General features: G+C 53.1%; 17 protein-coding genes. 1 reads left to right on the forward strand and 16 read right to left on the reverse strand.

All coding sequences use genetic code 11. The annotated features are described in order from the left end of the window. The 13 genes from Q0Y46_RS11100 to Q0Y46_RS11160 form a co-directional block, all read right to left on the reverse strand. Positions 1 to 686 (reverse strand): ATP-binding cassette domain-containing protein (locus Q0Y46_RS11100; RefSeq protein WP_297947398.1); only part of this gene is annotated, 686 nt, incomplete at its 3' end. Between the two features lie 171 nt (positions 687 to 857). Continuing rightward, positions 858 to 3,917, reverse strand: a complete 3,060-nt coding sequence (locus Q0Y46_RS11105) for an efflux RND transporter permease subunit (protein WP_297947400.1) — start codon at positions 3,915 to 3,917, stop codon at positions 858 to 860. Between the two features lie 7 nt (positions 3,918 to 3,924). Next, complete coding sequence (locus tag Q0Y46_RS11110; protein WP_297947402.1) at positions 3,925 to 5,070, reverse strand: efflux RND transporter periplasmic adaptor subunit; 1,146 nt, start codon at positions 5,068 to 5,070, stop codon at positions 3,925 to 3,927. 56 nt (positions 5,071 to 5,126) lie between these two features. Then, positions 5,127 to 6,188 carry an SGNH/GDSL hydrolase family protein gene (locus Q0Y46_RS11115; protein WP_297947404.1) on the reverse strand — a complete coding sequence of 354 codons (1,062 nt, stop codon included), beginning with the start codon at positions 6,186 to 6,188 and terminating at the stop codon, positions 5,127 to 5,129. A 91-nt stretch (positions 6,189 to 6,279) separates the two neighbouring features. Beyond that, positions 6,280 to 6,990: a hypothetical protein gene (locus tag Q0Y46_RS11120; protein ID WP_295683683.1), complete on the reverse strand. Its 711-nt coding sequence runs from the start codon at positions 6,988 to 6,990 to the stop codon at positions 6,280 to 6,282. After that, complete coding sequence (locus Q0Y46_RS11125; protein WP_297947407.1) at positions 6,990 to 8,408, reverse strand: DUF5683 domain-containing protein; 1,419 nt, start codon at positions 8,406 to 8,408, stop codon at positions 6,990 to 6,992. Before Q0Y46_RS11125 ends, Q0Y46_RS11120 begins: the two co-directional genes overlap by 1 nt. Before the next feature lie 72 nt (positions 8,409 to 8,480). After that, on the reverse strand, positions 8,481 to 10,187 hold the full coding sequence (locus tag Q0Y46_RS11130) for a Na/Pi cotransporter family protein (protein WP_297947409.1): 1,707 nt from the start codon (positions 10,185 to 10,187) through the stop codon (positions 8,481 to 8,483). Continuing rightward, positions 10,184 to 11,518 (reverse strand): ATP-binding protein, encoded by a 1,335-nt coding sequence (locus Q0Y46_RS11135; protein WP_295683672.1) that lies wholly within the window; start codon positions 11,516 to 11,518, stop codon positions 10,184 to 10,186. The genes Q0Y46_RS11130 and Q0Y46_RS11135 overlap by 4 nt, the downstream gene beginning before the upstream one ends. 29 nt (positions 11,519 to 11,547) lie before the next feature. Continuing rightward, entirely contained in the window at positions 11,548 to 12,231 is a 684-nt protein-coding gene (locus Q0Y46_RS11140; protein ID WP_073190877.1) for a response regulator transcription factor, read from the reverse strand. Between the two features lie 355 nt (positions 12,232 to 12,586). After that, positions 12,587 to 14,284: a Na/Pi cotransporter family protein gene (locus tag Q0Y46_RS11145; RefSeq protein WP_297947412.1), complete on the reverse strand. Its 1,698-nt coding sequence runs from the start codon at positions 14,282 to 14,284 to the stop codon at positions 12,587 to 12,589. A 424-nt stretch (positions 14,285 to 14,708) separates the two neighbouring features. Beyond that, positions 14,709 to 17,036 (reverse strand): fibrobacter succinogenes major paralogous domain-containing protein, encoded by a 2,328-nt coding sequence (locus Q0Y46_RS11150; protein WP_297947414.1) that lies wholly within the window; start codon positions 17,034 to 17,036, stop codon positions 14,709 to 14,711. Positions 17,037 to 17,459: 423 nt separating this feature from the next. Then, positions 17,460 to 17,945: a 2-C-methyl-D-erythritol 2,4-cyclodiphosphate synthase gene (gene ispF, locus Q0Y46_RS11155; RefSeq protein ID WP_297947416.1), complete on the reverse strand. Its 486-nt coding sequence runs from the start codon at positions 17,943 to 17,945 to the stop codon at positions 17,460 to 17,462. Positions 17,946 to 18,029: 84 nt separating this feature from the next. Then, a complete protein-coding gene (locus Q0Y46_RS11160) occupies positions 18,030 to 19,472 on the reverse strand; it encodes an FISUMP domain-containing protein (RefSeq protein WP_297947418.1) in 1,443 nt (480 codons plus the stop codon). 224 nt (positions 19,473 to 19,696) lie between these two features. On the opposite strand from Q0Y46_RS11160, the gene Q0Y46_RS11165 reads away from it, so the two are divergent. After that, complete coding sequence (locus Q0Y46_RS11165) at positions 19,697 to 20,854, forward strand: FprA family A-type flavoprotein (protein ID WP_297947420.1); 1,158 nt, start codon at positions 19,697 to 19,699, stop codon at positions 20,852 to 20,854. A 70-nt stretch (positions 20,855 to 20,924) separates the two neighbouring features. On the opposite strand, the gene Q0Y46_RS11170 is transcribed toward Q0Y46_RS11165, so the two are convergent. From Q0Y46_RS11170 to nuoL, 3 genes are read right to left on the reverse strand one after another with little or no spacing between them, the layout of a single operon-like run. Beyond that, positions 20,925 to 22,397, reverse strand: a complete 1,473-nt coding sequence (locus Q0Y46_RS11170) for an NADH-quinone oxidoreductase subunit N (protein ID WP_295685196.1) — start codon at positions 22,395 to 22,397, stop codon at positions 20,925 to 20,927. Then, a complete protein-coding gene (locus tag Q0Y46_RS11175) occupies positions 22,390 to 24,096 on the reverse strand; it encodes an NADH-quinone oxidoreductase subunit M (protein ID WP_297947422.1) in 1,707 nt (568 codons plus the stop codon). Before Q0Y46_RS11175 ends, Q0Y46_RS11170 begins: the two co-directional genes overlap by 8 nt. Then, complete coding sequence (nuoL, locus tag Q0Y46_RS11180; RefSeq protein ID WP_297947424.1) at positions 24,096 to 26,036, reverse strand: NADH-quinone oxidoreductase subunit L; 1,941 nt, start codon at positions 26,034 to 26,036, stop codon at positions 24,096 to 24,098. Before nuoL ends, Q0Y46_RS11175 begins: the two co-directional genes overlap by 1 nt. Positions 26,037 to 26,038 lie beyond the last annotated feature (2 nt).

Below are 26,038 nucleotides of genomic sequence, written 5' to 3' on the forward strand. Positions count from 1 at the left end.
AGGAAGTAACGGTCATGCGTCACGAGAATCACGGAGCCCTTGTATTCGCGGAGGTGGCGTTCGAGCCAGGCAACCGTTTCGGCATCCAGGTGGTTCGTCGGTTCGTCAAGCAAGAGCAAATCCGGCTCTTCAAGGAGCAGGCGGCAGAGGGCCACACGGCGCTTTTCACCACCGGAAAGGTTCGTCACCGGCCAGTCACCCGGCGGGCAGCGAAGAGCGTCCATTGCAATTTCAATGTTGCGGTCGAGGCTCCACAGGTCCTGCGCGTCGATGATGTCCTGGAGCTTTGCCTGTTCGTCGAGGAGCTTGTTCATCTCGTCGTCTTCCATGGGTTCGGCGAACTTCATGGAAATTTCGTTGAAGCGGTCAAGTACGGCCTGCTTCTTGGCCACGGCCTGCATCACGTTTTCCTTGACGGTCAAGTTCGGGTCGAGCTGCGGTTCCTGCGGCAGGTAGCCCGCGGTGCGGCCCGGCTCGATCCAGGCTTCGCCCTGGAATTCCTTGTCGATGCCCGCCATGATGCGCAGCAGCGTCGACTTACCGGCACCGTTCTGGCCGATGATGCCAATCTTTGCGCCGTAGTAGAAGCTCAAGGAAATGTCCTTCAGCACCTCCTTGTTAGGCGGGTATGACTTGGTCATCTTGTACATGTAGAAAACGAATTTTTCTGCTTTATTTTCGGCCATAAATAGTGGTTTGTGGTTAGTGGTTGGTGGTTAGAATCTAGAGCCTAGAGGTTAGGATCTAGGGGTTTTTCAATGGAAATTTAATTCTTTCGCGTTTTAGCGCGGAGGATGCAAAGTTGTTTATAGGGGTTTTTAGGAGGCCCGAGCCTCGAGCCTGGGGCCCCGAGCCTGCTATGCCATTTTGCTAGCGTCAATGGTATTCGTGGACTCGACCTTGCCGGCAAAGAAGCTGTAGGCCGCAGGCACGATGAACAGCGAGAGGAACGTTGCAAACGTGAGGCCACCGGCGATGGCGATGCCCATCGCAATGCGGCTCGGGGTGCCGGTCATGATGAGCGGCACCGCGCCCAATACTGTTGACAGGCTTGTCATCAGGATTGGGCGGAAGCGGCGTTCCGCCGCTTGGCGAGCCGCCTCCAGCTTGCTGCAGCCTGTGTTCGCTGCAATCTGGTTTGCAAATTCCACAATCAAGATACCGTTCTTCGTCACAAGCGCAATCAAGAGAATCAGCGCAATTTCGCTGAAAATATTGAGTGTCTGCCCGGTAATGAACAAGAAGGCAAGCGCACCTGCCAAGGCGAGCGGCACCGTAAAGAAGATGACGAATGGTGCACGGAAACTTTCGAACTGCCCGGCAAGCACGAGGAACACAAGTGCCAGCGCCAGGAGGAACACGATGTAGAGGCCGCTGGAGCTTTCCTCGAATTCCTTCGAAGACCCGCTCAACGCCGTACTCACGTTCGGGTAATCCTTCAACAAGTGCTTTGCAATACGGCGCATTTCTTCGACGCCGTCGCCAATCGTCTTGCCCGGCACAAGGCCCGCCTGGATGGTCGCCGCGGAGAATCGATTGAAACGCGGGAGCGACGGCGATGCGGACTGTTCGCTAAACGTGATGAAGTTATCGAGGCTCACAAGTTCGCCCTTACCGTTCTTCACGGTAAGCATCGAGATGTTCTCGGGCATGCTACGGTACTGGTAACCCACCGCGCCGATGATATCGTACTGGCGGCCGTCCTTGTAGAACTCGCCGTAACTCTGGTCGCTAATCGCAAGCTGCACCGCCTGGGCAATGTCGTTCACCGACACGCCTTCTTCGTTCGCCTTGTCGCGTAAAATCTCGATATGCAGTTCCGGCTTGGTAAAGCGCAGGTTCGTGTTCACCACACTGAACACAGGGCTCTTGCTCGCCTCTTCTTCGAACTTGGGCACGAGCGTACGCAAGATTTCGATGTTCGGAGCCTGCAGCACGAACTGCACCGGAAGGCCGCCGCGCTGCGTACTGATGCTCTGCGGTTCAAACACCATCACGCGCAAGTCAGGGTATTCGTTACCGAGCACCTGAATGGCGCGTGCAATCTCGCTCTGCGGGCGACGCGCCTTCTTGTCGTCGTTCAAGAAGATCCGCATTCTCGAGTTGCCCGCATTCCACGCACCTGCCTGGATTTCGGAATACTCGTTGGTATCCATGAGCGCAATGACTTCTTCGGCAAAGGCATCGGCCATGCGCTTGGTGCGCGTCAGCGTCACGCCCTCGGGCATGTTCATGTTCACCATGACCGCATTGGAGTCTTCGGTCGGGGCCATTTCGCTACTCATGTTGTTGAAGCAGAAATACGCCGCAGCGAGGAGGCCCGCCACAATCGGGAAAAGCAAGAAGCGTAACTTGAGGAACAATCCGAGAAGCACTGCGTAAACGCGGTTAATCCAGTCAAAGAACGGTTCGGTGATGCGGTAGAACCAGCCTTGCTTCTGGCGGCTGAGGAACTTGGAGCAGAGCATCGGCGAAAGCGTGAGTGCGCACAATGTCGAAAGGAATACCGTCCCGATCATCACCGCTACGAACTCGCGGAACAGGAGGCCCGTGGTACCGCCAAGGGCCAGCACCGGCACGAACACAGCCATCAACACCACCGAAGTCGCAATCACGGCAAAGAAGATTTCGTTTGTACCCGCCACAGCCGCCTGCTTGGGCGTCATGCCTTTTTCAATCTTGTGGTAGATGTTCTCCACAATCACGATGGCATCGTCCACGACAAGGCCAATCGCCAGCACCATCGCAAGCAAGGTCAACACGTTGATACTGAACCCGCACAAGTAAAGCACAAAGAAGCTACCGATAACGGCGACCGGCACCACCACCATCGGAATGAGCGTCGTACGCGCCTGACGCAGGAACGCGAAGATAATCGCAATCACCAACAAGAACGCGATGAAGATGGTCTGCACCACTTCCTTGATGGATGCGCGGATGTTAATCGAGGTATCGCGGCCATAGAGGACTTGCACGCCTTCGGGTATTTCGCGGCGGATATCTTCCACGCGCTTGTAAAATTCGTTGGCGATTTCCACATGGTTAGAACCGGGCTGCGCCATCAATGCGAGCGTGATGGAGTTCTTGCCATTGCGCCTAAAGCCCGTGCGCGTATCCTTCGGTTCGTAATGGATGTCGGCTACATCCGAAATGCGAATGACCGTACCATCGGCAGCCGTCTTTACTGCAATGTTTTCGAATGATTTCGGGTCCAAAATGCGACCCAGCGTACGGATAGAAAGCGTCGTCTCGCTCCCTTCGATAGAACCGGAGGGCAGTTCCAGGTTGCCCTTCTTAAGGGCAGCCGACATCTCGGCACCAGAAACACCCAACGCCTGCAAGCGCACCGGATCAATCCAAAGGCGAACCGTCGGGCGCTTTTCACCCCAAATGGCGACTTCGGACACGCCATTGATTGTCTGCAGGCGTTCCTTCACAAAATTGTTCGCGATTTCCGAAACTTCCATCGGGTCGAGCTTGTCGCTCACGAGACTCACCATCAAAATCGGGTCGTTGTCGCTATCGGACTTGTAAACCGTCGGTTCGTCCACATCGTCAGGGAGCCTACGACGCACACGGCTCACGCGGTCGCGGATTTCGTTCGCGGCCGCTTCCAAATCCATGCCGGTTTCGAATTCAATGTTGATGAAGGAGAAACCATCTCGGCTCGTAGACGTCAGCGCCTTGATACCGGAAGCACTGTTGATGGACGCTTCCAAAATTTCGGTCACTTCGGCTTCCACCACCGCGGCGTTCGCACCGGGGTAAGATGTACGCACCTGGATAAGCGGGTAGTCCACGTTCGGATATTCACGCACGCCCAAGTTGGAAGCGCCAAAAGCACCGAGCAAGATGATGACAAGCGCCATCACCGTCATGAGCACCGGACGACGTACGGATAGGTTCGCTACACTCATCGCTCCCCTACTCCACTTCGTAATCAGTGTTGTGGCGGATTTCGCGGATGCGCACCGAGGTCCCTTCGCGCAAACTGATCAAGCCGGAGGTAATCACGGTATCGCCCTCGTCGAGGCCGGCAGTCACATCGACCGCAATCGGAGTGCGGAGACCCGTTTCGACATGCTTGATTTTCGCCTTGCCGCCAGTCGCCACGAACACGTAAGCGCCATCTTTATCCAGCGTAAAAGCTTCTGCCGGAATCGGGATGCTCTTGGCCATTCCCGACTGCATCGACACATTCACTTTTGCATAGGAGCCCGCCAAAAGTTCGCCATTCACATTGTCGACTTCCACCATCACCCGGCGGGTACGGCTGCTTTCGGAAAGCGAAGCCTCGAGCGCCTTCACCACGCCCGACTTGGAAATATTGCGTTCTTCGTCCTTGACATCAACAGCATCGCCCACATTGAGGCTAGACGCATAACGCTGCGGGAGAGCAAACTTGGCCTTGAGATATTCCACATCGCTGAGGGTAGCAATCGACGTTCCCGTCGTGAGCCAAGCCCCTACCGACACGTTCACGAACCCGAGCCTGCCCGCAAACGGAGCTCGGACTTCGGTCTTTGCAATTTGCGCCTTGATGAGTTCCACAGATGCTTCGGCCGACTTGAGCGAGGCTTCGGCATTTTCCATGTCCGCCTTGGTGGCTCCGTCTTTTTCGAAAAGCGTCTTTACGCGGTCGAACTTCTGCTGTGCGAGTTGCTGGTTCGATTCGGCCTGCTTGAGTTGCGCCTTGAGTTCGGAATCGTCAATCTTTGCAAGGAGAGCGCCCTTCTGTACCTGGGCCCCGTCTTTCGCATAAAGGTTCATGAGCCTGCCGGACGTTGCCGCCGTGAGTTCCACGCTGTTCATGGGTTCAAGCGTCGCCATTGCAGAGAACGTCTTGTTTGCCGAATGAGCCTCGGCAATGTAGCCTTCGACCGCAATTTCGCGGGCCGGCCTGCCGCCAGGGCCGCCCTTTCCGCCGGGAGCGCCCGCTCCGGGGCCACCTTTACCACCTGGCGCAGAACCAGATTCACCGCCACAGGCAGCAAGGAAAAAAGACACAAAAATGGGGATAAAAATCGATTTCACGCCCATTAGATGCATGTCGGGCTTGTTTGGTTGCATCAAAACCTCACATTCGGCAACTTTTTAGGCCTTAAATTTAGAAAAAAACTTTCTCTCTATTCCCATCCAAATTCCGAGCGTATCCACGCACTCAGTTTTTTAGCATCTTCGGCGGCCTGCTCCTTATTCGGATGGGCAACTAAGCCTTCCGGGGAATCCCCTCTCGGTTCAAGAGAAAAGCGGTACAAATTCTTTTCGCCTTGATTTTTGAGAACTTTTTTTACGGCATCCAGATAACGCCGGCATTTGACCTTGTTTTTCCCTGTCAGCATCGGGCCGTCCAACAGCACAATTTTCGCCTTCGGATGGTAAGACCGGATATTCCGAATAAAATTAACGGCAGCGTTTACAAAATGGGCCGAATCACTCTGACCACTGGCGATATCGTTCGTGCCCAAGTTTATTACGACTAAATCTGGGTGCCATTTATCGTGGTCCCAAGCAATCGCAGACAAAGACCGCGTCCCCGTCTTGTTATATACAACAGGAAGAAGATCCATTTTCGAACCATCGATGTTCACATAAAAGCCATGCCCGCTACTGCAAATGATATGAGGTTCCGCATTGAGGATTCTTGCAGTCTGCCCTGCATAACCATAAAATGAGCTTTCATAAATAAAGCCATTATCCAAACTCAAGTCAGGAATCAGAACGCCGCTGCCACATGTTATGGAATTCCCGACAAATTCAATCTTCTTTTTTTTCGCCTTGGGCAAAAGATCTTTTTGGGCCTGGCCTAAAACACGCAACCCGTAGAAGTACCAATCCCCAAGATTACTTTCAGTTTTTTTATACAAGGTTACAACATGCGGCCCATAAGACAAGCCGGAAACAACTCGCACCATGGCAGGATCATCACCGGATTGGACGTATTCAATTACAGAAGACGGATCGTCTTCCCCATCAACAAATACATCTAGATAAACGTAAATATCTGTCCAAATTTTTGTTTCCAGCGCAGTCCCTACAAAGCCTATCGTAACAGCAGACGACGACCACGACAGAATCACGAAATCGCCTTTTTCGTAATTCGTTCGCCCTGTAATCTGCAAAAGATCCGAGTCATAAGGAATCCAGGTCCATTCCTGGTTCTGAGCTTCGTCTTTAAAATCTTCCAAACAAACAGAGTTACTACACGAAACCGCGAGCAGAGAACAGAGTAACGCAATAAAGAGGATGGGCTTCATCACGATACCTAGTTATCAATGTTTAGAATTTCACATTCACGCTCAGGCCACTTCCTTCGTCTGAAAACTCAGGCAAGAAGCGAACCCTTTCGGAGAAGGACTTCGAAGATGTCGCACGGTAAACACGCATCACATCCAACACAGAAATCACGCGGTTGAGGACCAGTGCGCCAATGGACGCCTGGAAAACGATACGGGAAACACGGTAATGGCTCAAACGGTCCTTGTATTCTTCCATGTGTTCCGTAGACTCGGGATTGTCACTGGCGCCCCAGTCCCACAGGATACTAGAATCGAACTCGTTGTCAATCTTCTTCCCGGAACGGATCATCGCCTGATTGTAGTCTTCGTCCATGTCTGGCGAGGAATTCTGCCCAGAGACACCACTACGGCTGCGGTAGTCCCCCACCGTGTTGAGGAGCGAGACATCCTTGCTGTTCGTGTTCAGGCCCGCATGCCTCACGGCGTAATCGTGTGCAGACGATATATAGCGGTCTCCGATGACATAGGAACTAATCGCCGTAATCCAAAGGGCGGCGTCTACCCAGACAAAGGGACGAACCATTTTCTGTTCGCCTAGATAAAGTTCACCCATACCCGGGAGAAGTGCCGAGGCTCCTAGTCCGAGGAATAGACTCTTGTCGTGGTTCCGGCTTACGTTTTCATCAACCGAAATCACGATTTGCGAAAAGGAGGCTGTAACAGCGAGCAATACAAGCAGGAAAAAACGCATCAGAATCCCCAGGAAGCGCGGACATCCACGCCAAACCCGTTAAAGAAGGAAAATCCGCTGTCAAAATGCAAGTGGTCGTACCAGGAAACATCTTCCTCATACAACGCCTTGTTGTGCGAGTAAGCAGTAATGGCAGCATCCACAGCAGAAACCAGATGGTTGAGAATCAAGCCACCGATAAACCACGCTTGCATGTCGGCCAAATCGTTGGCCTCACTGCGCATAGACCTGTACTTGTTTCGATTGCTCGATTCGCCAAGCGAAATCACACTTGAATTCGGGTCCCCGAGATCCATTTCACGGGCGAGGGCGACGCTATCCACGTCATCCCAACCCAACACGTATGTCGCTCCACCAATCATCTGGTAAATCTCGGCAGATTCATAGAAGTCATGTTCACGCTTGCTTTCCTTTCCGAGAGACTCCGGATTGTTCCCGAAATGTTTCTTGTGGGGTGTTTCATCGGAATACGGAAGTTGGCGACCTGTATAGCACTCTCGATTACTTGCATTGCCATACAAAGCCTCGCAGAACGATTGACGGCTGCTCATGTAGCGTTCAACGAACCTATTCTTTTCTGTTTCGTCGTTCAAGGAGTGGAACAAATCATACATGGCATTTTCGTAACGGCCTATAGAATAATGTTCGTTTGCAAACTTCTTGTACTTGTCCACCTGCTTGTCGTACTTGTACACCGAATTATAATACCAACCGGCCCACAGGCCTGCTTCGAGAGCCAGGTAAACCACACCACGGGCATAAGTGAACTTGCCCCCACCCACATAGAGTTGGCCGCTACCCGGAATGACGAGCGAGAGGAACAAAGCCTTGCGCGGGCTCTTGTACTGGCCCTTCATCTCGTCGATACCATGCACCTTGGATACCTTGACCGGGCCAAGGAGGTCACGACGGCTCATGCTGGAAGAAGAAAGAGACGGAGCCTGCTCGGAACTGCTGGAACTGAGCGCAGCAAGGGAATCCTGCTTTCTGGATTTTTCCATAGCGGCGTTTACCGCATCAACATATTCCTTTATTTTTGCAGAATCCACCTTGGCAGAATCCACCTTGGCAGAATCCGCGACCGCAGAATCGGCGACAACAGGAACAGACGAAGACGAAACTGCCGACGTATCGGCCGCCGGAGCGACAGCCGGGGCTACGCTACTGGAAGAAACGGCAACGGAACTCGACAGCGCCACAGAACTTGACGACAGGACCGGAGCCGAACTGGAAAGATTTGCAGAAGAAACAGGCGCGGGAGCGACACTGCTCGAACTGGGAACAGTCTTTACGGAATCAGCGGACTGCTGAGTGGCCTCCGCCTCAAATTCCGCAAACAGGTCACGGGTCTGGGCGAAGGACTGAGCCACAAAAACACTAGCCACACAGGCAACAAGAGAAAAGGCAAAATTGCGCATACACCGCTAAAATAGCAAATGTATGCGCAATCTAACCAATACAAACGTTCAAATTAGGCCGGAAAGGCTCAACTAACCGGGGAATCGACGGTTCACGTGCGCTTCGACGACGTTCACCACGTAGTCGCCCAGCTTTTCGCAGTCGTTCACCACGTCCATGTAGTGGACGCCCATCTGGTAGCTGTATTCCTGGTTCTCGATATCGGTGACGTTCTTCTCCTTGAGGAGTTTGCGGTAGTCGTTGATTTCGTTTTCCAGGTTCAGCGTGCGGTTCGCATCGGCGGACGCATGGTCGCTAATGACATCGACCATGTTGGTGAGCGCATTGTCGCAAAGCTGCATAATGTGCTTGATATGGCCGTACTGGTTTTCCGTAAAGTCATCCTTACTGCGGAACTTGCGGTTGATGGCGCGGGCCATGTTGTAGCAGGCATCGCCGATACTCTCGATTTCAGAAATCTCCCTAAGCATCGCCTGGATGATCGTCTTACTTTCAGGACTCAGGCGGCCTTCCGAAACCTTGTTCAGGTAGTTCGCAATCTCGATTTCCATATTGTCGCTGATTCCCTCGTATTTTTCGATACGGGCGAACAGTTTCACGAAATCGTTTTCATCCTTCATCTCGAGCAGTTCGGGCACCATGCGGAACATCTTCTGCGTGCGTGCCGCGAACAAGTTTATTTCCTTGCGGGCTTCAAAGAGCGAGAGTTCCGCAGTACTCATGAGGCCCGCGCTGATAAACTTGACCTTGAAATCCTCGCCGTCTTCCTTCTCGCGGATAATCCTGCAAATGATTTTTTCCATCGGCTTGATGAACCAGATAAGGATAAGCACGTTGCAGAGGTTGAATGCCGTGTGGAAAGCAGAAAGTGCGTAAGTCACGCGTACGCCCGCCTGGGCAATTTCTTCTTCGGTATGCGGCACGAAATTCGGGTCGAACCCCACGATGCTGCACACTATGTTCACGAACGGGCGGAACACAATCAGAATCCACACCACGCCGAACACGTTGAAGAGCATGTGGGCCAAAGCCGCGCGCCTTGCCTGCGTACTTGCCGAAAGGGCCGCGAGGTTCGATGTCACCGTGGTACCGATGTTTTCGCCCATCACGAGCGCAATGCCCTGGTAAATCGGGAGCACGCCGCTACTGCAGAGCAAGAGCGTAATCGCCATGATGGCCGCAGACGACTGCACGCACATAGTAAGGATGCTGCCCAGCAACAGGAAGAGGAGCGTGCTGAAGATCCCCCAGCCGCCGGTCGTCGAAAAGAAGTTGATGACGGCCTGGTTGTGAGCCAGGTCCATCGCCACGGCATTCTCGCGCAGCGTGGTAAGGCCCAGGAACATGAACGCGAAACCGAACACGAATTCGCCGATACTCTTGGTCGAGTTCTTCTTGGTGTAAGAAAGGATGATGCCGAGGGCGAAGAAGGGCCACACCACCGAGCTCATGTTGAACTGGAACCCGAATATCGACATGATCCACGCCGTGGCTGTGGTACCGATGTTCGCGCCCATAATAACAGGAATGGCCTGACTCAACGTGAGCAGGCCAGCATTAACGAAACTTACGGTGAGGACGGTCGTAGCGGTAGAAGACTGCACCGAGGCCGTGACGAACGTGCCTGTGAGGAGGCCTCCGATACGGTGCTTGGTCATGGTGCCAAGGACTGCGCGGAGGTGCCCGCCGGTGAGTTTCTGCAAGCCTTCGCTCATCGTCTTCATGCCGAACATGAGGAGCGCAAGGCAACCAATCATTTTAAGAATTGCAAGAATCATACTTTAAATCCAATCCTAATTTCAGTACCGAATCCGACAGCCGAATTCAGTTGTATTGTTGCGTGGAGAACTTCCGCTATGTGCTTTACGATAGCAAGCCCGAGCCCCGTTCCACCTGTTGCCTTGGAACGGCTCTTGTCTACGCGGTAAAAGCGCTCAAAGACACGCGATTGGCATTCTTCCGGAATGCCGATGCCGGTATCCTTCACCACGATAGCGCCCGGTTCAACAACAACGGCAACCTTGCCGCCTTGCTCCGTATAGCGAATGGAGTTATCCACTAGGTTAAAGACCATCTCGTAAAGCAGTTTCGAGTTTCCCTGGATTTCCGCAGCCTTATCGCCATCCAGCGAGACTGATACGGATTTTTTGCTTGCCTTCAGGCTAAGGTCCTCGACGCAGCCGTGCGCCACGTTCCAGAGGTTGACCTTTTCGTTCAGGTCAAATAGTTCGCCTTGTTGCCCATCCAGTTTCGAGAGCGTGATGATGTCGTTCGCGATGGACTGCAGGCGGAGCGCTTCCTTGTGGATTTTGCCCGCAAACATCTTGACATCTTCAGGTTTTGCCATGTCGTTCTCGATAAGTTCCGCATAGCCCGAAATAGAGGTCAACGGCGTCTTCAGCTCGTGAGAAGCATTCGCCGTAAACTCGTCCTTCAGGTGCGTTATCTTCTGCTTTTCGTTCGAGAGCTGCTCGATGGTCAACTGCAGCTCAAGATCCTGCTTGCGTATGGTATTGACAAGCGGTGCGATTTCCTTGTAGACGTTCTCGATTTTCATCCACTCGGGAGTTCCCAACTGGTCCACTAGCTTTTGTAGCGGACTAATGAAGGCTCGGCTAAGCCCGATTGCAATGAGAATTGCCGCAGCGACAATGGCCGCCAACAAAACAATAAGGTACGGAATCGTCTTGGAAAATACCTGCTGCAAGTTCGCCTGGCGCATTCCGAGGCGCAGCACCTTGCCATCATTCAGGCGCTTGGCAAAGTAGAACACCTTTGCCTGCAAGGTAGAGGAATAGCGGAGATCTTCGCCAGCCCCTTTCGCAAAGGCATCTATGACCTCTTCGCGGTCATTGTGATTTTCCATCTTGACCGTTTCGGCATCGCTATCGTAAAGGATTCCTCCCTTCGAATCGATGAGCGTTATGCGAAGGTCCTTGCTTGCAAACTTTGAAAGCTTTTGAGGCTCGTCGCCAAGGGCTTCCCCGACATACGCTGTCTCTATCAGGCGCAGGTTCTCGCGAAGTTGGCTCTTGAGCTGGCCCGCCATTTCCCCTTCAAAAACCTGCATTGTAAAGTAAACCGCACACAGGGCTGCAATCACCCCCATATAGATCAAGCTATATCTTATGCGGTCCTTCATTGCGCCTTGTAACCTACATTGCGGACGGTTTGAATGATGGACCCTTGCTCACCCAATTTTTGTCGGAGGGTCTTGATGTGCATATCCACCGTTCGAGTGTCCATCTTGAAATCGATGCCCCAAATCTTTTCTAGAATCTGCTGCCTGGAATAGACGAGCCCCGGTTGAGACATGAGAAGTTTCAGGAGCTCGTATTCCTTATAGGTGAGTTCCACGTTCCCGCCATCGGCGGTAACGATGCGCTTACCCATATCGATGCAAACACCCCCGAGCGATAGCGAAGTCTGTTCCTCGGAATCGGCTTTCAGCGTGCCCGCACGGCGGAGCAGCGCCTTGACGCGCGAAATGAATTCCAGAATACCGAAAGGCTTTGCAATGTAATCGTCCGCACCCGCGTCGAGACCCTTGACCTTTTCGATTTCAGAGCCCTTGGCAGTAATCATGATGACAGGGACACTCTTAGTAGCGTCCTGTGCGCGGAGGCGCCTCAGAATACTTAGGCCATCTTCTCCCGGCAACATGATATCGAGAATAATCAGGTCGGGCACGCATGTCTTGACAGCCTCGTCTAAGCCCTTCCCGCAGTCGAAAGCGTTCACATCAAAACCGCTACTTTTAAGCGCGTAGGCTTCCATCTCGCGGATTTCGGAATCGTCTTCAACAATGTAGATTGTATTCATAGTTTGCGGATTTTCCAATCACCAAGATAAAAACACAATACAATCAATGCAATGTCTAAAACAAAAGCTTCGCAAAGGTTTTATTTATACTTTACATGGATTTTACAAATCAGAATTTGACTAGAAAAGCCTATCTTCAAAATTCACCTAGAAACGAGCAAGGTCCTAATCTATATCTTGAAACGGAAACAAGTTTCCGACAAGATATGATTACGACATCCTTCGACGAACAATGGGCAAAGCCCATTTCCCGCGCTAAAGCGCGGAGTCTCAGTAGCAAAGAGCGCGAACCGAAGCTGTATAAAAATACAGCGAGTGCGAGCGCGATGCCGTATGGCGACGTTTATAGGCAAATTTATGTAGAGAATTTCTTGTTGGCGTGAGCCTCTACCACATTCACCACGTAGTCGCCCAGCTTTTCGCAGTCGTTCACCACGTCCATGTAGTGCACGCCCATCTGGTAGCTGTACTTCTGGTTTTCAATATCGTCGACATTCTTCTCCTTGAGGAGCTTGCGGTAGTCGTTAATCTCGTTTTCCAGGTTCAGCGTACGGTTCGCATCCACCTGCTGGCTATCGTCGAGAACAGCTATCATATGCTCGAGCGCCTTGTCGCACAGGCCCATGATATGCTTGATATGCCCGTACTGCTCCGCGGTAAAATCTTCCTTGCTGCGGAACTTGCGGTTGATGGCGCGCGCCATGTTGTAGCAGGAATCGCCAATGCTTTCGATTTCGGAAATTTCCCTGAGCATTGCCTGAATGGTCGTCTTGCTCTCCGGGCTCAGGCGGCCTTCGCTCACCTGGTTCAGGTACTTCGCAATCTCTATTTCCATGTTGTCGCTGATGCCTTCGTACTTCTCAATGCGGGCGAACAACTTCACGAAGTCGTTCTCTTCCTTCATTTCGAGCAGGTTCGGTACGAAGTTGAACATCTTGCGAGTGCGGGTCGCAAACAGGCTGATTTCCTTGCGGGCCTCAAGGAGCGAGAGTTCCGGAGTGCCCATCAGGCCAGAGCTAATGAAGTGCAGGCGGGAATCTTCCTCTTCATCGGATTTCTTGGGCTTAATGACCCTGCAAACAAATTTTTCGATGTACTTGATGAACCAAATCTGGATGAATGTGTTCGAGACGTTGAACGCCGAGTGGAACGTGGCGAGCACCACGGAAATCTTCGCAAGGTTCTTTTCGTAACCCGGTTCGCCCATGTGGATGGAGAGGTCGAAGCCAACCACGTTACAGACGGCAGCGAGGAACCACTTGAGCACGATGATTACCCAGATAACGCCTATCACGTTAATCGTAAAGTGAGCAAGGGCCGCGCGGCGAGCCTGCGTATTGGCGGAAAGCGCCACGATGTTCGCGGTAATCGTCGTACCGATGTTTTCGCCAAGCACGAGCATGATGCCCTGGTCAATATGGAGCACGCCGGTGGAGCAGAGGATCATCGTGATGGCCATGATGGCGGCAGAAGACTGCACGCACAGGGTAAGCACCGTACCCATCACGAGGAAGAACAGCGAGTTGAAGAAGTTCGGGTCGCTGAAGCGGGCAAAGAACGAACTGATGGAAGCGCTCGCACCCGGATCCTGTACTACCGCGAAACCAGTTTCCTTGAGGGTCGTAAGACCGAGGAAGAGAAAACCGACACCGAACAGGAACTCGCCCAGCACGCGCTTCTTGTTCAGGTACACGAGAATGATACCGATGAAGAACGCCGGGTAGACGAAGTTCGCGATGTTGAACGAGAACCCGAGGCTCATGATCCATGCCGTTACCGTCGTACCGATGTGGGCGCCGAGGATAATCGAGATGGCCTGCATGAGCGTAAGGAGCCCCGCATTAACAAAAGAGACCGTCATCAACGTGGTGGCGGTCGAACTTTGTACCGAGGCTGTAACGAACATACCGGTGAGCATACCCGTGAAACGGTTTGTGGTCATGGTTCCGAGCACGTGTCTGAGCTGCGGACCGGCCATTTTTTGAAGAGCTTCGCTCATGGACTTCATACCGAACATGAGCAGGGCCAAGCACCCTAACATTTTGAGAGCCATCCAAGTCATAGAATAGGACCTTCCTATAAGGAGCGCCACTACCGGATCATCGTCGCTGCCTTTCAGCTAGTTCGGGCTCATGGCGGTGAATTGTTGTTTGTAAAGCTGGCGTAAAATATAGAAAAAAAATTGGTAAAATTTAACCACTAAAAAAAATGGTAAACCAAACACGTTGAATCAGGGACAACGAGGGATGAGGTGTGAGGTCGGGGCTAAAGCCCCTTTGAGGTCGCTTCTACTCATAGAGCATAACTCAACTAAAGAACTAAAGTTCTTAGTTTCGTATAGCTTTGAGCAATGAGGTCGCGACCTTCGGTCGCTTTGAGGCATGAGGTCGGCACTTCGTGCCTTTGAGGTATGAGGCATCTTGCCTCACTGTTCATCGCTCACTGCTCGAGCCTCGGGCCCCGCGCCTCGTACCTCATTAGTTTTTCACGCAGCGAAGCGAGAATCCACGGTCTTTCTGGTTGTAGCTGGACAGATAATAATCGAGATAATTATAACGATAATCAAGATACCAGTAAGCGGCTCGGATTTTACCCGTTTCTGTAGAACTCCAGAAATTCGCAAAGTAACCTGCATCGTCATAGATGAGGCGGCTATAATCAGCACTTGGATCGGCATAAGAGCCATAATAAGCTCCCGTTGGAATCGCAGAGAATCCATAAGCATCCGAAGACCTGGTTGCCGTAGAGTACGAAGTCCACCCTTTCTGAGATTTTAACTGCCCCGAATGGTCGTTCGTATACCCGTCGTAGCCCTCCATCTTGGCAACATACCTCTTGAGTTGGAACCACTCGGAAGTATCTGGAACATGCCATCCCTCAGGACAAATACCCCGGTGCGGAGTTTCAATCAACGCTTCCGCAAGTAAAGACTGATACGAGCTAGGTATATCCATAGCGGCAGTCCAAGAATAGAGTCGACCACCGACTTCGCAGTTTTCTTTCTTGTTCTTGTAACACCAGCTGTTATCAACTAGGTTCACATTTTTTTCATCGTAAAAATTCAGATTTTCCGCCATCCAGGTTTGCAAACCGATTTCAACAGTCTTGTATGTTTTCCCGTCACGACCGTCCTTCAACGTTCCATAATGTGCATCCTGGCTCAGGTAATCCCCTTTTTTATGGTCGTAAACGGCCATCTGGCGCCAATTGCCCGCGCCCCCATCACATATGTAATCAACCGAAGTTCCCGAGACTTTCGATCCATTCTTATTACTCGTACAAGCGGCACCTAGGGAGGTTTCTATAGACGTCGGCAAACGCCATCTTTCATCATCGCAAACGTATGTCTTGCCTAAGTTATCACTATAAGCGTTGGTCATCTTTATCATGGAAGCATCGGAACCTGAATTGCACACGCCAAGTCCATAAATAGTTCCAACAAATATATGGATGTATTTTTCAAAATTCGGAACGGCTTTGTTCATGGCGGTCAGTTTCGAGCGCGTCGTAGCATAATTACGCGTCGTCTGCATCGCCCAGTCAGCTATGTTGACTTTCGCAGCAGAGTCATTCCAGAGGCCGTCAGCCTCGAAATCCGCAGTCATGGAGGTCAATCGGCTGGAAAGATCCGCATCGTCTAGAGAGCCCTGCAAGAGAATCGATGCCGCAAGAAGTTTCGCGTCATCTTCGTAGCTACCGTAAATACTCAAATCTTCGAACGCATGGTTGTTGACTCCCCAACCGAATGCGGCGAGCACTTCCTTTTCGGCAGCCGATTTTGCCGCCGGGAAATTGCTATACGAACCGCTTTGCGTGAACAAATAAATGGCACGCTTGTGCGCCAAGTGGCCCAAGACATTAATGTTCGCCGAAGACCTCCCGCTCAAGTCGGCTAAAGATTTAATCGTAAGCTGCCCTGTAGACCTCTTAGCGGAGTTTTCGTTATAGAAATAACCATTCGCTTGGAACAATGCATATTGATTTACAAGTGACACCTTTGGCGAAGTGTACGCACCCAAGTCACTGGACACTTCCCATTCAAAGGTCGTACCCGTCGGGTCCATGTCTTCGTCGAGTTCAATCAACCTGATTATCGAACCGCTGGTGTACGGTCCCTTTTCGGCGACTCCCGTAAAAGACTTTTTAGAAATGACGACGTTCTTCACCGTATCTTTGGCATCCTTGACACTGGAACTCGATTCGGGAATGCTACTGGAACTTGACTTCTTGGAACTGCTACTGGATTTCGCCTCTGGCTTTGACGAAGAAGACGCTACCTTAGAAGAAGAAGATTTTTCTTCCGAAGCCGAGGAGGTTCCCTTGGAAGAAGACGATTTTTCTTCTGATGCTGAGGAGTTGCCCTTGGAAGAGGAAGATTTTTCCTCTGACGCAGAGGAGTCGCCTTTAGAAGAGGAAGATTTTTCCTCTGATGCAGAGGACTCGCCTTTAGAAGAGGAAGACGACTTTTTCTCCGATGCAGAGGACTTGCCTTTGGAGGAGGAAGATTTTTCCTCTGATGCAGAGGATTTTCCCTTGGAAGACGAAGACTTCTTTGTGACAGCACTTACAAGTTCTTCCCACGTGCCCTTCTTGCACAGATAATCAAGGCTGTCTTCTTCGACAAAAATGACATCACCTTCCCTGTCAGGAATACATTTTCCCAAATCGTAGATGGTTTCTACAGAGGAACCGTTCTCAGGGACGCCGCCCACCGTATCAGAAGCATCCGAAGTAGAATCTTCTCCGCAAGAGATCAAGAGAAATACCGTTGCAGCAGACAGCGTCAGCAAGGAAAATTTGTTCATATACCAGCCTTATGGTTATCTGATTTCACCATCAATCAAATAGCGTTTCTGCTATTGAGAATGCCCCTTAGAAAACCCACAAATGACCGTGGACTCTCCACACCCGACAATCCCGCTTGCAAATATATCTTTTTCTTTCGCCAAGTTCAAGACAAACTTATCTGCAGCAAAAAAACGTACAAAAAAACACAAAAAAAGTCAAAAAGGACCTTTGAGGTCGCTTCTACTCATAGAGCATAACTCAACTAAAGAACTAAAGTTCTTAGTTTCGTATAGCTTTGAGGAATGAGGTCGGCACTTCGTGCCTTTGAGGTGTGAGGTCGCGACCTTCGGTCGCTTTGAGGCGTGAGGGACAAGGAACTCATGGCTCACTGCTCACGGCTCATTGCTCATCGCTGGGGCCTCGTGCCCCGAGCCTTTTCCTTACAGACTTCTTACCATGGCGACGGCCTGGGAGGCGATGCCTTCGCCCCTGCCGGTAAAGCCGAGTTTTTCGGTCGTGGTACCCTTGATGCCGATTTGCTTCACGTCGAGGCCGAGCACACGAGCGATTTTCGCCTTCATTTGTTCCTTGTGCGGGTTCACCTTCGGGCGTTCGCACATCACGATGCTGTCGATGTTCACGATTTCGTAGCCGGCTTTGCGGACTTCTTCGCCCACCTTGCGCAACAGTTCCAGGCTGTCGGCACCCTTGAACGCAGGGTCAGTATCTGGGAAGTACGTGCCAATGTCGCCGAGGCCGGCAGCCCCGAGCAAAGCGTCGCTAATCGCATGCAAAAGCACGTCGGCATCGCTGTGACCGAGCAGGCCCTTCTCGTACGGGATATCTACCCCGCCGATAATGCACTTGCGGCCCTCTACCAACTTGTGAACGTCGAAACCGATTCCAGAACGATAAACCTTGTCCATAAAAAGTCCTTTTCTATACCTTTTAAAAATAAAAAAATAGGGGACTCCGATGGAGTCACCCATTACGCTACATTCGCCTCACTGTTAGTCCTTGAGACAACGAACAGAGAGAGCATTATTCTTGTTACTGTAGCCTCTGGCCCCGGAGCCTGGGAGCACTACGTAGGCTTGGAGGTCATCGTACTCAGTGGCACTCCACATATAGGCATGCACGCCTTTATCGTCAAAGTAACCATTGGGGGCCCTGATACCAGCAGGGAGCACAGAGAAGCCCACGCTGTCCGTACCGGCTTCTTCATATTCCCAACCTGTCTTCGACCTGAGGACACGTCCACACGTTGATATACCGCCCAACTCAGTATACAAAATGCCCCATTCTGAATACGACGGAACGTGCCAACCGTCGGGACAGATTCCCTGCACGCGGCCCGTGTCAAGGTGGCAATCGTAACCATAGCCGCACTCGTCCTCAGACTTGTCCACTACTGCCGCCCAAGTGTACAGGCGTCCGTACATAGCGCAATCGCCTTCCGTAGCTCCGCTGCCACCACCACACCAACTGTTTTCCACTTTGTAGTTCAAGTTCTCCGCCATCCAGGTCTGTGAGCCGATGGTCACTACCCTGTAGAGTTGCTTGTCGCGAGAGTCAATCATCCAGCCGTCCATAAATCCCTTTCCGTCGGAACCATCCTTGCCGTTTGAAATCGTCCCAACGACATTGCCGCCGCAGGTAAGTTCAAAGCCGGAACTGTCGCTCAAAGCGGTCGCCGTGCAAGATGTTCCCGGATTCCCCTTCAGCGATTCAAGCCACGAAGCGACATCCGTAATGGTTGGATCTTCTTCCTTGGCAATTTCGTAGGCCGATTTGCCCTCTTTACCATCAGTTCCATTGTGAAGCACACCCGTAAAATCCTTGCCACAAGAAATCTGGATATCGCCATTTTCAAGAGTCTTGCCCGTGCAACTTTCCCCCTGCGAGTCAGTGACGCTTTCACCGTCGGAACCATTCGTTACCGTAACGACTTTACCATCACAGGTTAAATCATACCCGTTCTTTTCTTCATTTGCTTTCACCGTGCAATTTTCGCCCGATTTTCCTTGAACGCCCTGCGCTCCAGAATCGCCCTTGGCTCCATTCAATAGCACTCCGACCGAATCACCACCGCACAGCACTTTGTAACCATTCTCAATAGGCGTTACTGTACATGACGCTCCATCCTTACCATCTTTTCCATTCTTACCATCGGTACCGTTTTTTCCATCCTTGCCGTCCAAGCCATTCTTCCCATCGGAGTTGTTCGCACTCAAATTAGTCCATTCACTAGCGCCACACAGATACGCCTTTGCGGAATCCTTCACATACACAAGTTCGCCTTCGTTTTCGGCGGTGCATTCGGCCAAGTTTTTGAACTTGTCGACAGAAGTCAGGCCCGTGGTTTCGGTAATGTTAGTCGTTTCATCGCCGCAAGCGCTAAGGAATGCGGCTGCTGTCAAAGCAAGAACCGACGACCATAATAATTTATTCATAATATGCCCCTTATTGATTTGTTCCCTTTATTCAGGGATTTTCTCTTCCAAATATAATTACATTGTGTAAAGATTTTCTCTCAATGTTGTACAAATTCATACATTCAGCCATCGCCTCTTTTTTGTTTTTGGAGAAAGGTTGAGTCATAAAGCCAAGCATTTTCTATTCCGTTCCCTTTTTTGCTCAAGCGAAATATTATCTTTTTCGAAAAAAAGGATTTGATATGAAAAACTTTAGCGACAGCATCAAGTACGTCGGCGTAGACGACAGCGACTTGGACATTTTCGAAGGGCAGTACGACCTCCCGAACGGGGTGACCTACAATTCCTACGTCATCATGGACGAGAAGGTCGCGGTGCTCGACACCGTGGATTCCCGCAAAGTGGACGACTGGATGGAAAACCTCAAGAAGCAGCTCGACGGCAAGGCGCCCGACTACCTGGTAGTCCACCACATCGAGCCCGACCATGCCGGCGGCATCCTGGCCTTCGTGAAGGCCTACCCCGATGCGACCATCGTCTCGTCGGCCAAGGCGTTCGCGATGCTCCCGCAATTCGCGCCGCTACCGCAAGCGCAAAAGACGCTTACCGTCAAGGAAGGCGACACGCTCGCACTCGGCAAGCACACGCTCCAGTTCATCGGTGCGCCGATGGTGCATTGGCCCGAAGTCCTGTTCAGCTACGAGCAGTCCGAAAAGGTGCTGTTCTCCGCCGATGCGTTCGGCAAGTTCGGCGTGTACGATGCCGACCCGGACGACTGGGCTTGCGAAGCCCGCCGATACTACTTCAATATCGTGGGCAAGTACGGCAACCAGGTGCAGGCTGTGCTCAAGAAGGCCGCCGCGCTCGACATCAAGACGATTTGCCCGCTGCACGGTCCGGTACTCGCCGAAAATCTCGGCTACTATATCGACAAGTACAACACCTGGAGCAGCTACACTCCCGAAGACAAGGGTGTGCTTATCGCGTTTGGCACCATGCACGGGAACACGGCCAAGGCTGCCGAAGTCCTGAAGCAAAAGCTGACCGCCGCCGGAGTGGAAAAGGTCGTCGTTTCCGACCTCGTCCGCGACGACATGGCCGAAGTCATCGAAGACGCCTTCCGCTACGACCGCATGGTCATCATGGCCCCGACATACGACGCCGGGCTTTTCCCCGCGATGGAAGATTTCCTCAACCACCTCAAGGCAAAGAACTACTGCAACCGCAAAGTGGGCATTGTTGAAAACGGCACGTGGGCACCCATGGCCGCAAAGAAGATGGCCGAAATCGCGTCGGCGTTCAAGAACGTGACGCTCACGGAAACTGTCGTAACAATCAAATCCGCGCTGAACGCGGATTCCGAAGCGGCTCTCGACAAGCTCGTCGCCGAACTGGCCTAAAAATTTCTAATCGCCATTAACAAAAAATCCTCCGCCATCGCGGAGGATTTTTTCAGTCAATGTTTACGGCTTACGCAATCAAAGCCAAGTTCGGGAAGATCCCGATGACAATCAAGGCAATCGCGGCGACCGTCACGCCAAAGCGGAGCAAGTAGGCGAACGGAGTGGAACCGCAGCAGCTCTTCTTGCATTCGCACTTGTTCTTGATCGGCATAAAGAGCACGAACGCGACACGCAGGTAGTACACCGCAGCCACGAGGGACAGGCCAAAGCCCGCAATGGCGAGCCAGCCGAGTCCACCGGAGAAGGCTTCGGTGAACAGCGAGAACTTGGCCAAGAAACCGGCAACCGGCGGGAGGCCGGCAAGGCTTGCAAGGCAGACCGTCACACCGAGAGCGACATACGGACGCTTGCGTCCACTACCCTGGAGGTCTTCCAGATTCTCGTTACGGTCTTCGCGACCGGCCAAGTAGGCAATACCCGTCAGCGCACCGGCACTGGCCACGGCGTAAGTGATAAGGAAATAGAACATGGCGCCCATCTGCACCGTGCCATCCTTGGCGTAGTTCGGGAGCAAAAGGCCAATGACGATGAAGCCTGCGTTCATCACAGCGGAGAACGCGAGGATACGGCGAATAGACTTTTGGGCAAGGCCGCTAAAGGCGCCGATAATCATGGAAAGCAGCGCAACGATGACCACCATGTAGAACAGTCCCTTGGACTGGCTTGCAATGGTGACCGGCTCGGCGAGGTTCCAGGCCGGAGCAGTTGCGGCGTTCGTAACGAGAATACCCAGCCATACAGAAGCGAGAGCGGCAAGAGCGCCCACCTTCACGACAGCGGCCATGAAACCGGTCACGGCAACGGAAGCACCCGTATAAACATCGGCGACCCAGAAGTGTACCGGAGCGGCGCCCGCCTTGAACAGGAGGCCAATCACGGTCAAGAGCACGCCGATACCATAAAGCGCTTCACGGCCATCGAGGCAAGAGGCAAAGAAATGCGTCGTGCCGGTAGCGCCGTAAACCAGAGCCACACCGTAGAGGAATATGGCGCTGAAGATGGAGCCCGAGACGAAGTATTTGAACACGCCTTCGTTCGCATTCACGTCTTTGCGGCGGATACCGACCAGGGCGTAAATCGGGAAGCTCGCGAGTTCCATGCCGATAAACAGCGCAAGGAAATCAATCGCCTGCGTCATGAGGCATGCACCGCACGTTGCAAGCATCAGCAAAGCGTAGGCCTCGCCACCCTTGTACTTCTCGTGGCCAAGCGTCCACTGGAGGCCGGCAATCCCGAGGAAGGCGCAGAACATGACCGATGCGCCGAGAACCTTACGGACAGGGTCCATGGCGTACAAGTTGAACATCACGTCTGTCGTGCAAAGGTAGTAGGCGGCCATGCCGGCGATGACGAACAGCGACGCCACCCAGGGGAGAATCTTGTGCTTGTTCTCGTCCTTGATGAACGGTTCCGCGGCAAGCGAAACAAGGGCGCCAACGGCGACAATGACAATCGGCAATAAATTGATGTAATTACTCATTTTCTGTAGCCTCCGCGTTTGTCTGTGCGGCTTCGCCATTTTGAGCGGCATCGGCAGCAATCATCTGCCGGATCAGTGCCGCGCGCTCGGACTCGTCAAAGCCCGCCTCGGCGAGCGTGGAGTCCAGCTGTGCAATTTCTTTTTCCGTCATCGGGTGGTGTTCCTCGGCGGACTCGCTGACTTCGGAGTTTTGCCCGGAGAGAGAATCAGAAGCAGGGGCCGCCTGTTCCGCTTCGCCTTCCTGGCCCGAGAGCTTACTCATCTCCTCGATGGCATCCTCGTCAAAGAGGTGCAGGGAGTTGGTGATGAAAGCCGGATGGAAACCGAACGTGAGGAGCAAGGCAACCATGATGCCGAAGGTAGAACCTTCCAAAGCCGTCATGCGTTTGCCCTCGGTATATTCGCGGGCAGGCTTGCCGAAGATGACCTTCTGGACAAAGCGGAGCATGTAGGCGGCAGAGAGAATCAGGCAGAACCCAGCCACGACGGCAGGGAGCGGGCCCATATCCCAAATGGCGAGAAGCACCGTGAATTCACCGACAAAGCCCGCCGTACCGGGAACGGCAAGAGCCATCACCGCGGCAAAACCGAACAAGGTGCTGAACACCGGATTCTTGCCGGCGAGACCACCCATGAGCGTAATGTCGCGCGTGCCAGTCACGCGTTCAGCGACACCGGCGAGGTAGAAGAGCACACCGGCCGAAATACCGTGAGCGACCAAAAGGACGAGCACCGCCGGCAACATCGCCTCGGAAAGGCTGAACACGCCAGCGACTGCAAGGCCAAGGTGACCCATGGAGCTGTAAGCCAAAAGCTTCTTGGCATCCGTGGCACGCAGGGCGAGCAGCGCGCCGTACACAGCCGTCGCAAGCCCGAGCCACAGCATCACGTTCACAACCGTCATGGAGAGCGGGAAAATCGGGAGAATCCAGGCGATAAAGCCGAACACGCCAGCCTTACTCATCGCACCTGTCAAAATGGCAGAAAGCGGAGCCGGAGCCTCGGCGTAGGTAATGGCCTGCCAGCCGTGGAACGGGAAAATCGGAGTCTTCACGAGGAAGGCGAGCAAGAAGCTCAGCAAGATGACAAACTGCGTCTCGGCAGGCAAACTCTGCAACGCGATAGCGAACGAGAGAAGCAGCGAGTTATCGGCAACCGTGAGCAGGTACCACAAGGAGACCATCATCGGAGCCGAACCCACGAGCGTATAAATCGCGAACGTCATCGCCGCCTTCTTACGCTCCTTTCCACCGTAGCCCGCAATCATCACGGCAGCCGGGATGACCATGGCCTCGAAGAAGAAGAAGAACAATACGGCGTCGGCGGAGAGGAACGTGCCGTTCATGGCGCCCATCAGCGAGAAGATGCCGATGGCGAAATTACGGTAGTTCTTTTCGAAGGTGTTCCGTGCGGTAATCAAGGCAACAAGCGAGAGACCGCAAGAAAGGAACACCATCCAAGCGCCAAGACCATGGCTGTACAAGTAGTAATAGACCGGACCCTTGCAGCCGGGGATGCGGAACCATTCCATGGGTTCGGTCGCCTGGTTGCCACCAGCCACCAGCGCGATGGACATGGCGAAGAAGGCAACACCGAAAAGGAAGGCCAAACGGGAAGACGACTTGGGGTCTTCCTTGGAAGTCGCAACCATCAGGATAGCGGCGACAAACGGGGCCAAGACGAGGAGATGTAACAACATTAGATCGAACCTCCAGTCAAAAGGACAACAGCCACAAGGATGGCGACACCCGCCACGCTAAGAGCAAGCTGGAGTCGGACCTTGCGGACCTGGAAAGCGGCAGCACCATCGCCCAGAATCTCGGCGAGAGCACCCACCATCCACTGAGCAGCCTGCAAGATCTTTTCGACAACCACGTCGGCAATCCAAGCAAGCACGGCAACCGGGATGATGCCGCAGAACTTGTGAATCGTGTCAAAGAAGAACGTCCAGTCGGCCTTGAAGCCTTCGGGAGCGGAACTGCCCTTGGCCTCCGGAACGCGAGACGAACCGTAGACCTTGAGAGCGATGAACATACCAAGCAAGGCAGCCAAAGTACCAAGGCCCGCGAAGATAATCGGGTTCACATGTGCATGAGCGACACCCGACTGAGCAGCACTGAGTACCGGAGCGAGGGAATCCTTGAACATCGTGATTCCGAGAGAATCGGCCCAGAAGTAACCGGCAAAGATTGCGCCAATCGAGAGCACGACCATCGGGATGAGCATGGATGCCGGAGCTTCGTGGATGTGTTCCTCGCTTTCCTTGCTGCCACGGTAGCTACCGAAGAAGGTCAGGATGATGAGGCGGCTCATGTAGACAGCCGTGATGACAGCAGTCAAGAGACCGATACCGTAGAAGACAGGGCCCAGCGAACCGCTCGTATAGAGGCGTTCCAGAATCAGGTCCTTGGACCAGAAACCGGCAAAGCCCGGGAAACCGATAATGGCGAAGAATGCGAAAATCATGACGCATGCCGTCACCGGAGTTTTCCGGAGGAGGCCACCCATCTTGCGCATGTCCTGTTCGCCGGCGAGAGCGTGAATCACGGCACCGGCACCGAGGAAGAGCGCCGCCTTGAAGAAGGCGTGGGTAAACACGTGGAAGATAGAAGCGTCAAAGGCGCAAACACCCGCAGCCATGAACATGTAGCCCAGCTGGGAAATTGTCGAGTAGGCAAGCACCTTCTTGATGTCGTTCTGGAAGAGCCCAGCCACGGCAGCCCAGAAGGCCGTCGCAAGGCCGATCAGCGTGATGATGAGCAGCACGACCGGCAAGAGCGAGAAGAGGTTGCCCATACGAGCGAGCAGGTACACACCAGAAGTCACCATGGTCGCGGCATGGATGAGGGCAGACACAGGGGTCGGACCCGCCATGGCGTCGGGGAGCCAGGTGAGGAGCGGAATCTGAGCAGACTTACCAGTGCAACCGATAAAGAACAGGAGCCCGGCCAGCGAAAGCAGCGGGAGCACGATTTCGACATGGCCACCGGCAATGAGCATCTGGATAAAGGCGCTCAGCGAATCGTAGTTGAGGATTTCGGAGCCGCCCACGGTCACGAGGCAGAGCATACCGAGCAAGAAGCCGATATCGCCCACGCGGTTCACGATGAACGCCTTGTTCGCAGCCTTGCAGTTGGAGAGGTCCTTGTTCCAGAAGCCGATGAGCAGGTAGGAGCAGAGTCCCACGCCTTCCCAGCCGAGGAACGTGAGCAGCAGGCTATCCGAAAGCACGAGCACAATCATGCTGAACAGGAACAGGTTGATGTAGGCGAAGAAGCGGGCGAAGCCGCGGTCGCCGTGCATGTAACCGATGGAGTACAGCGCGATGAGCGAACCGATACCCGTCACGAACAGGAGCATGATGCGGGAAAGCCCGTCGAACAGGAATCCGATATCCACCTTGAACAGCGGGATGTCAATCCAGTTGCAGAGCGTCTGGCGCAATCCCTCGGCAGGCATGCCCCAAGCCAAAAGGACCACGCTTGCAAAAGCCAGCACAGGGAAAATCACGGCGAGGAAGCCGACGATGCCCTCTGCCGGGCCCTTCTTGCTGCCGGAAGAAATCACGGCGATAGCGCCCAGGAGGACAGTCCCGACCAGCGGGAAGAGCGGAATAAGCCAAAGCGGTAAATTCGTCATTG

Source organism: uncultured Fibrobacter sp. (genome assembly GCF_947305105.1).
GTDB lineage: Bacteria > Fibrobacterota > Fibrobacteria > Fibrobacterales > Fibrobacteraceae > Fibrobacter.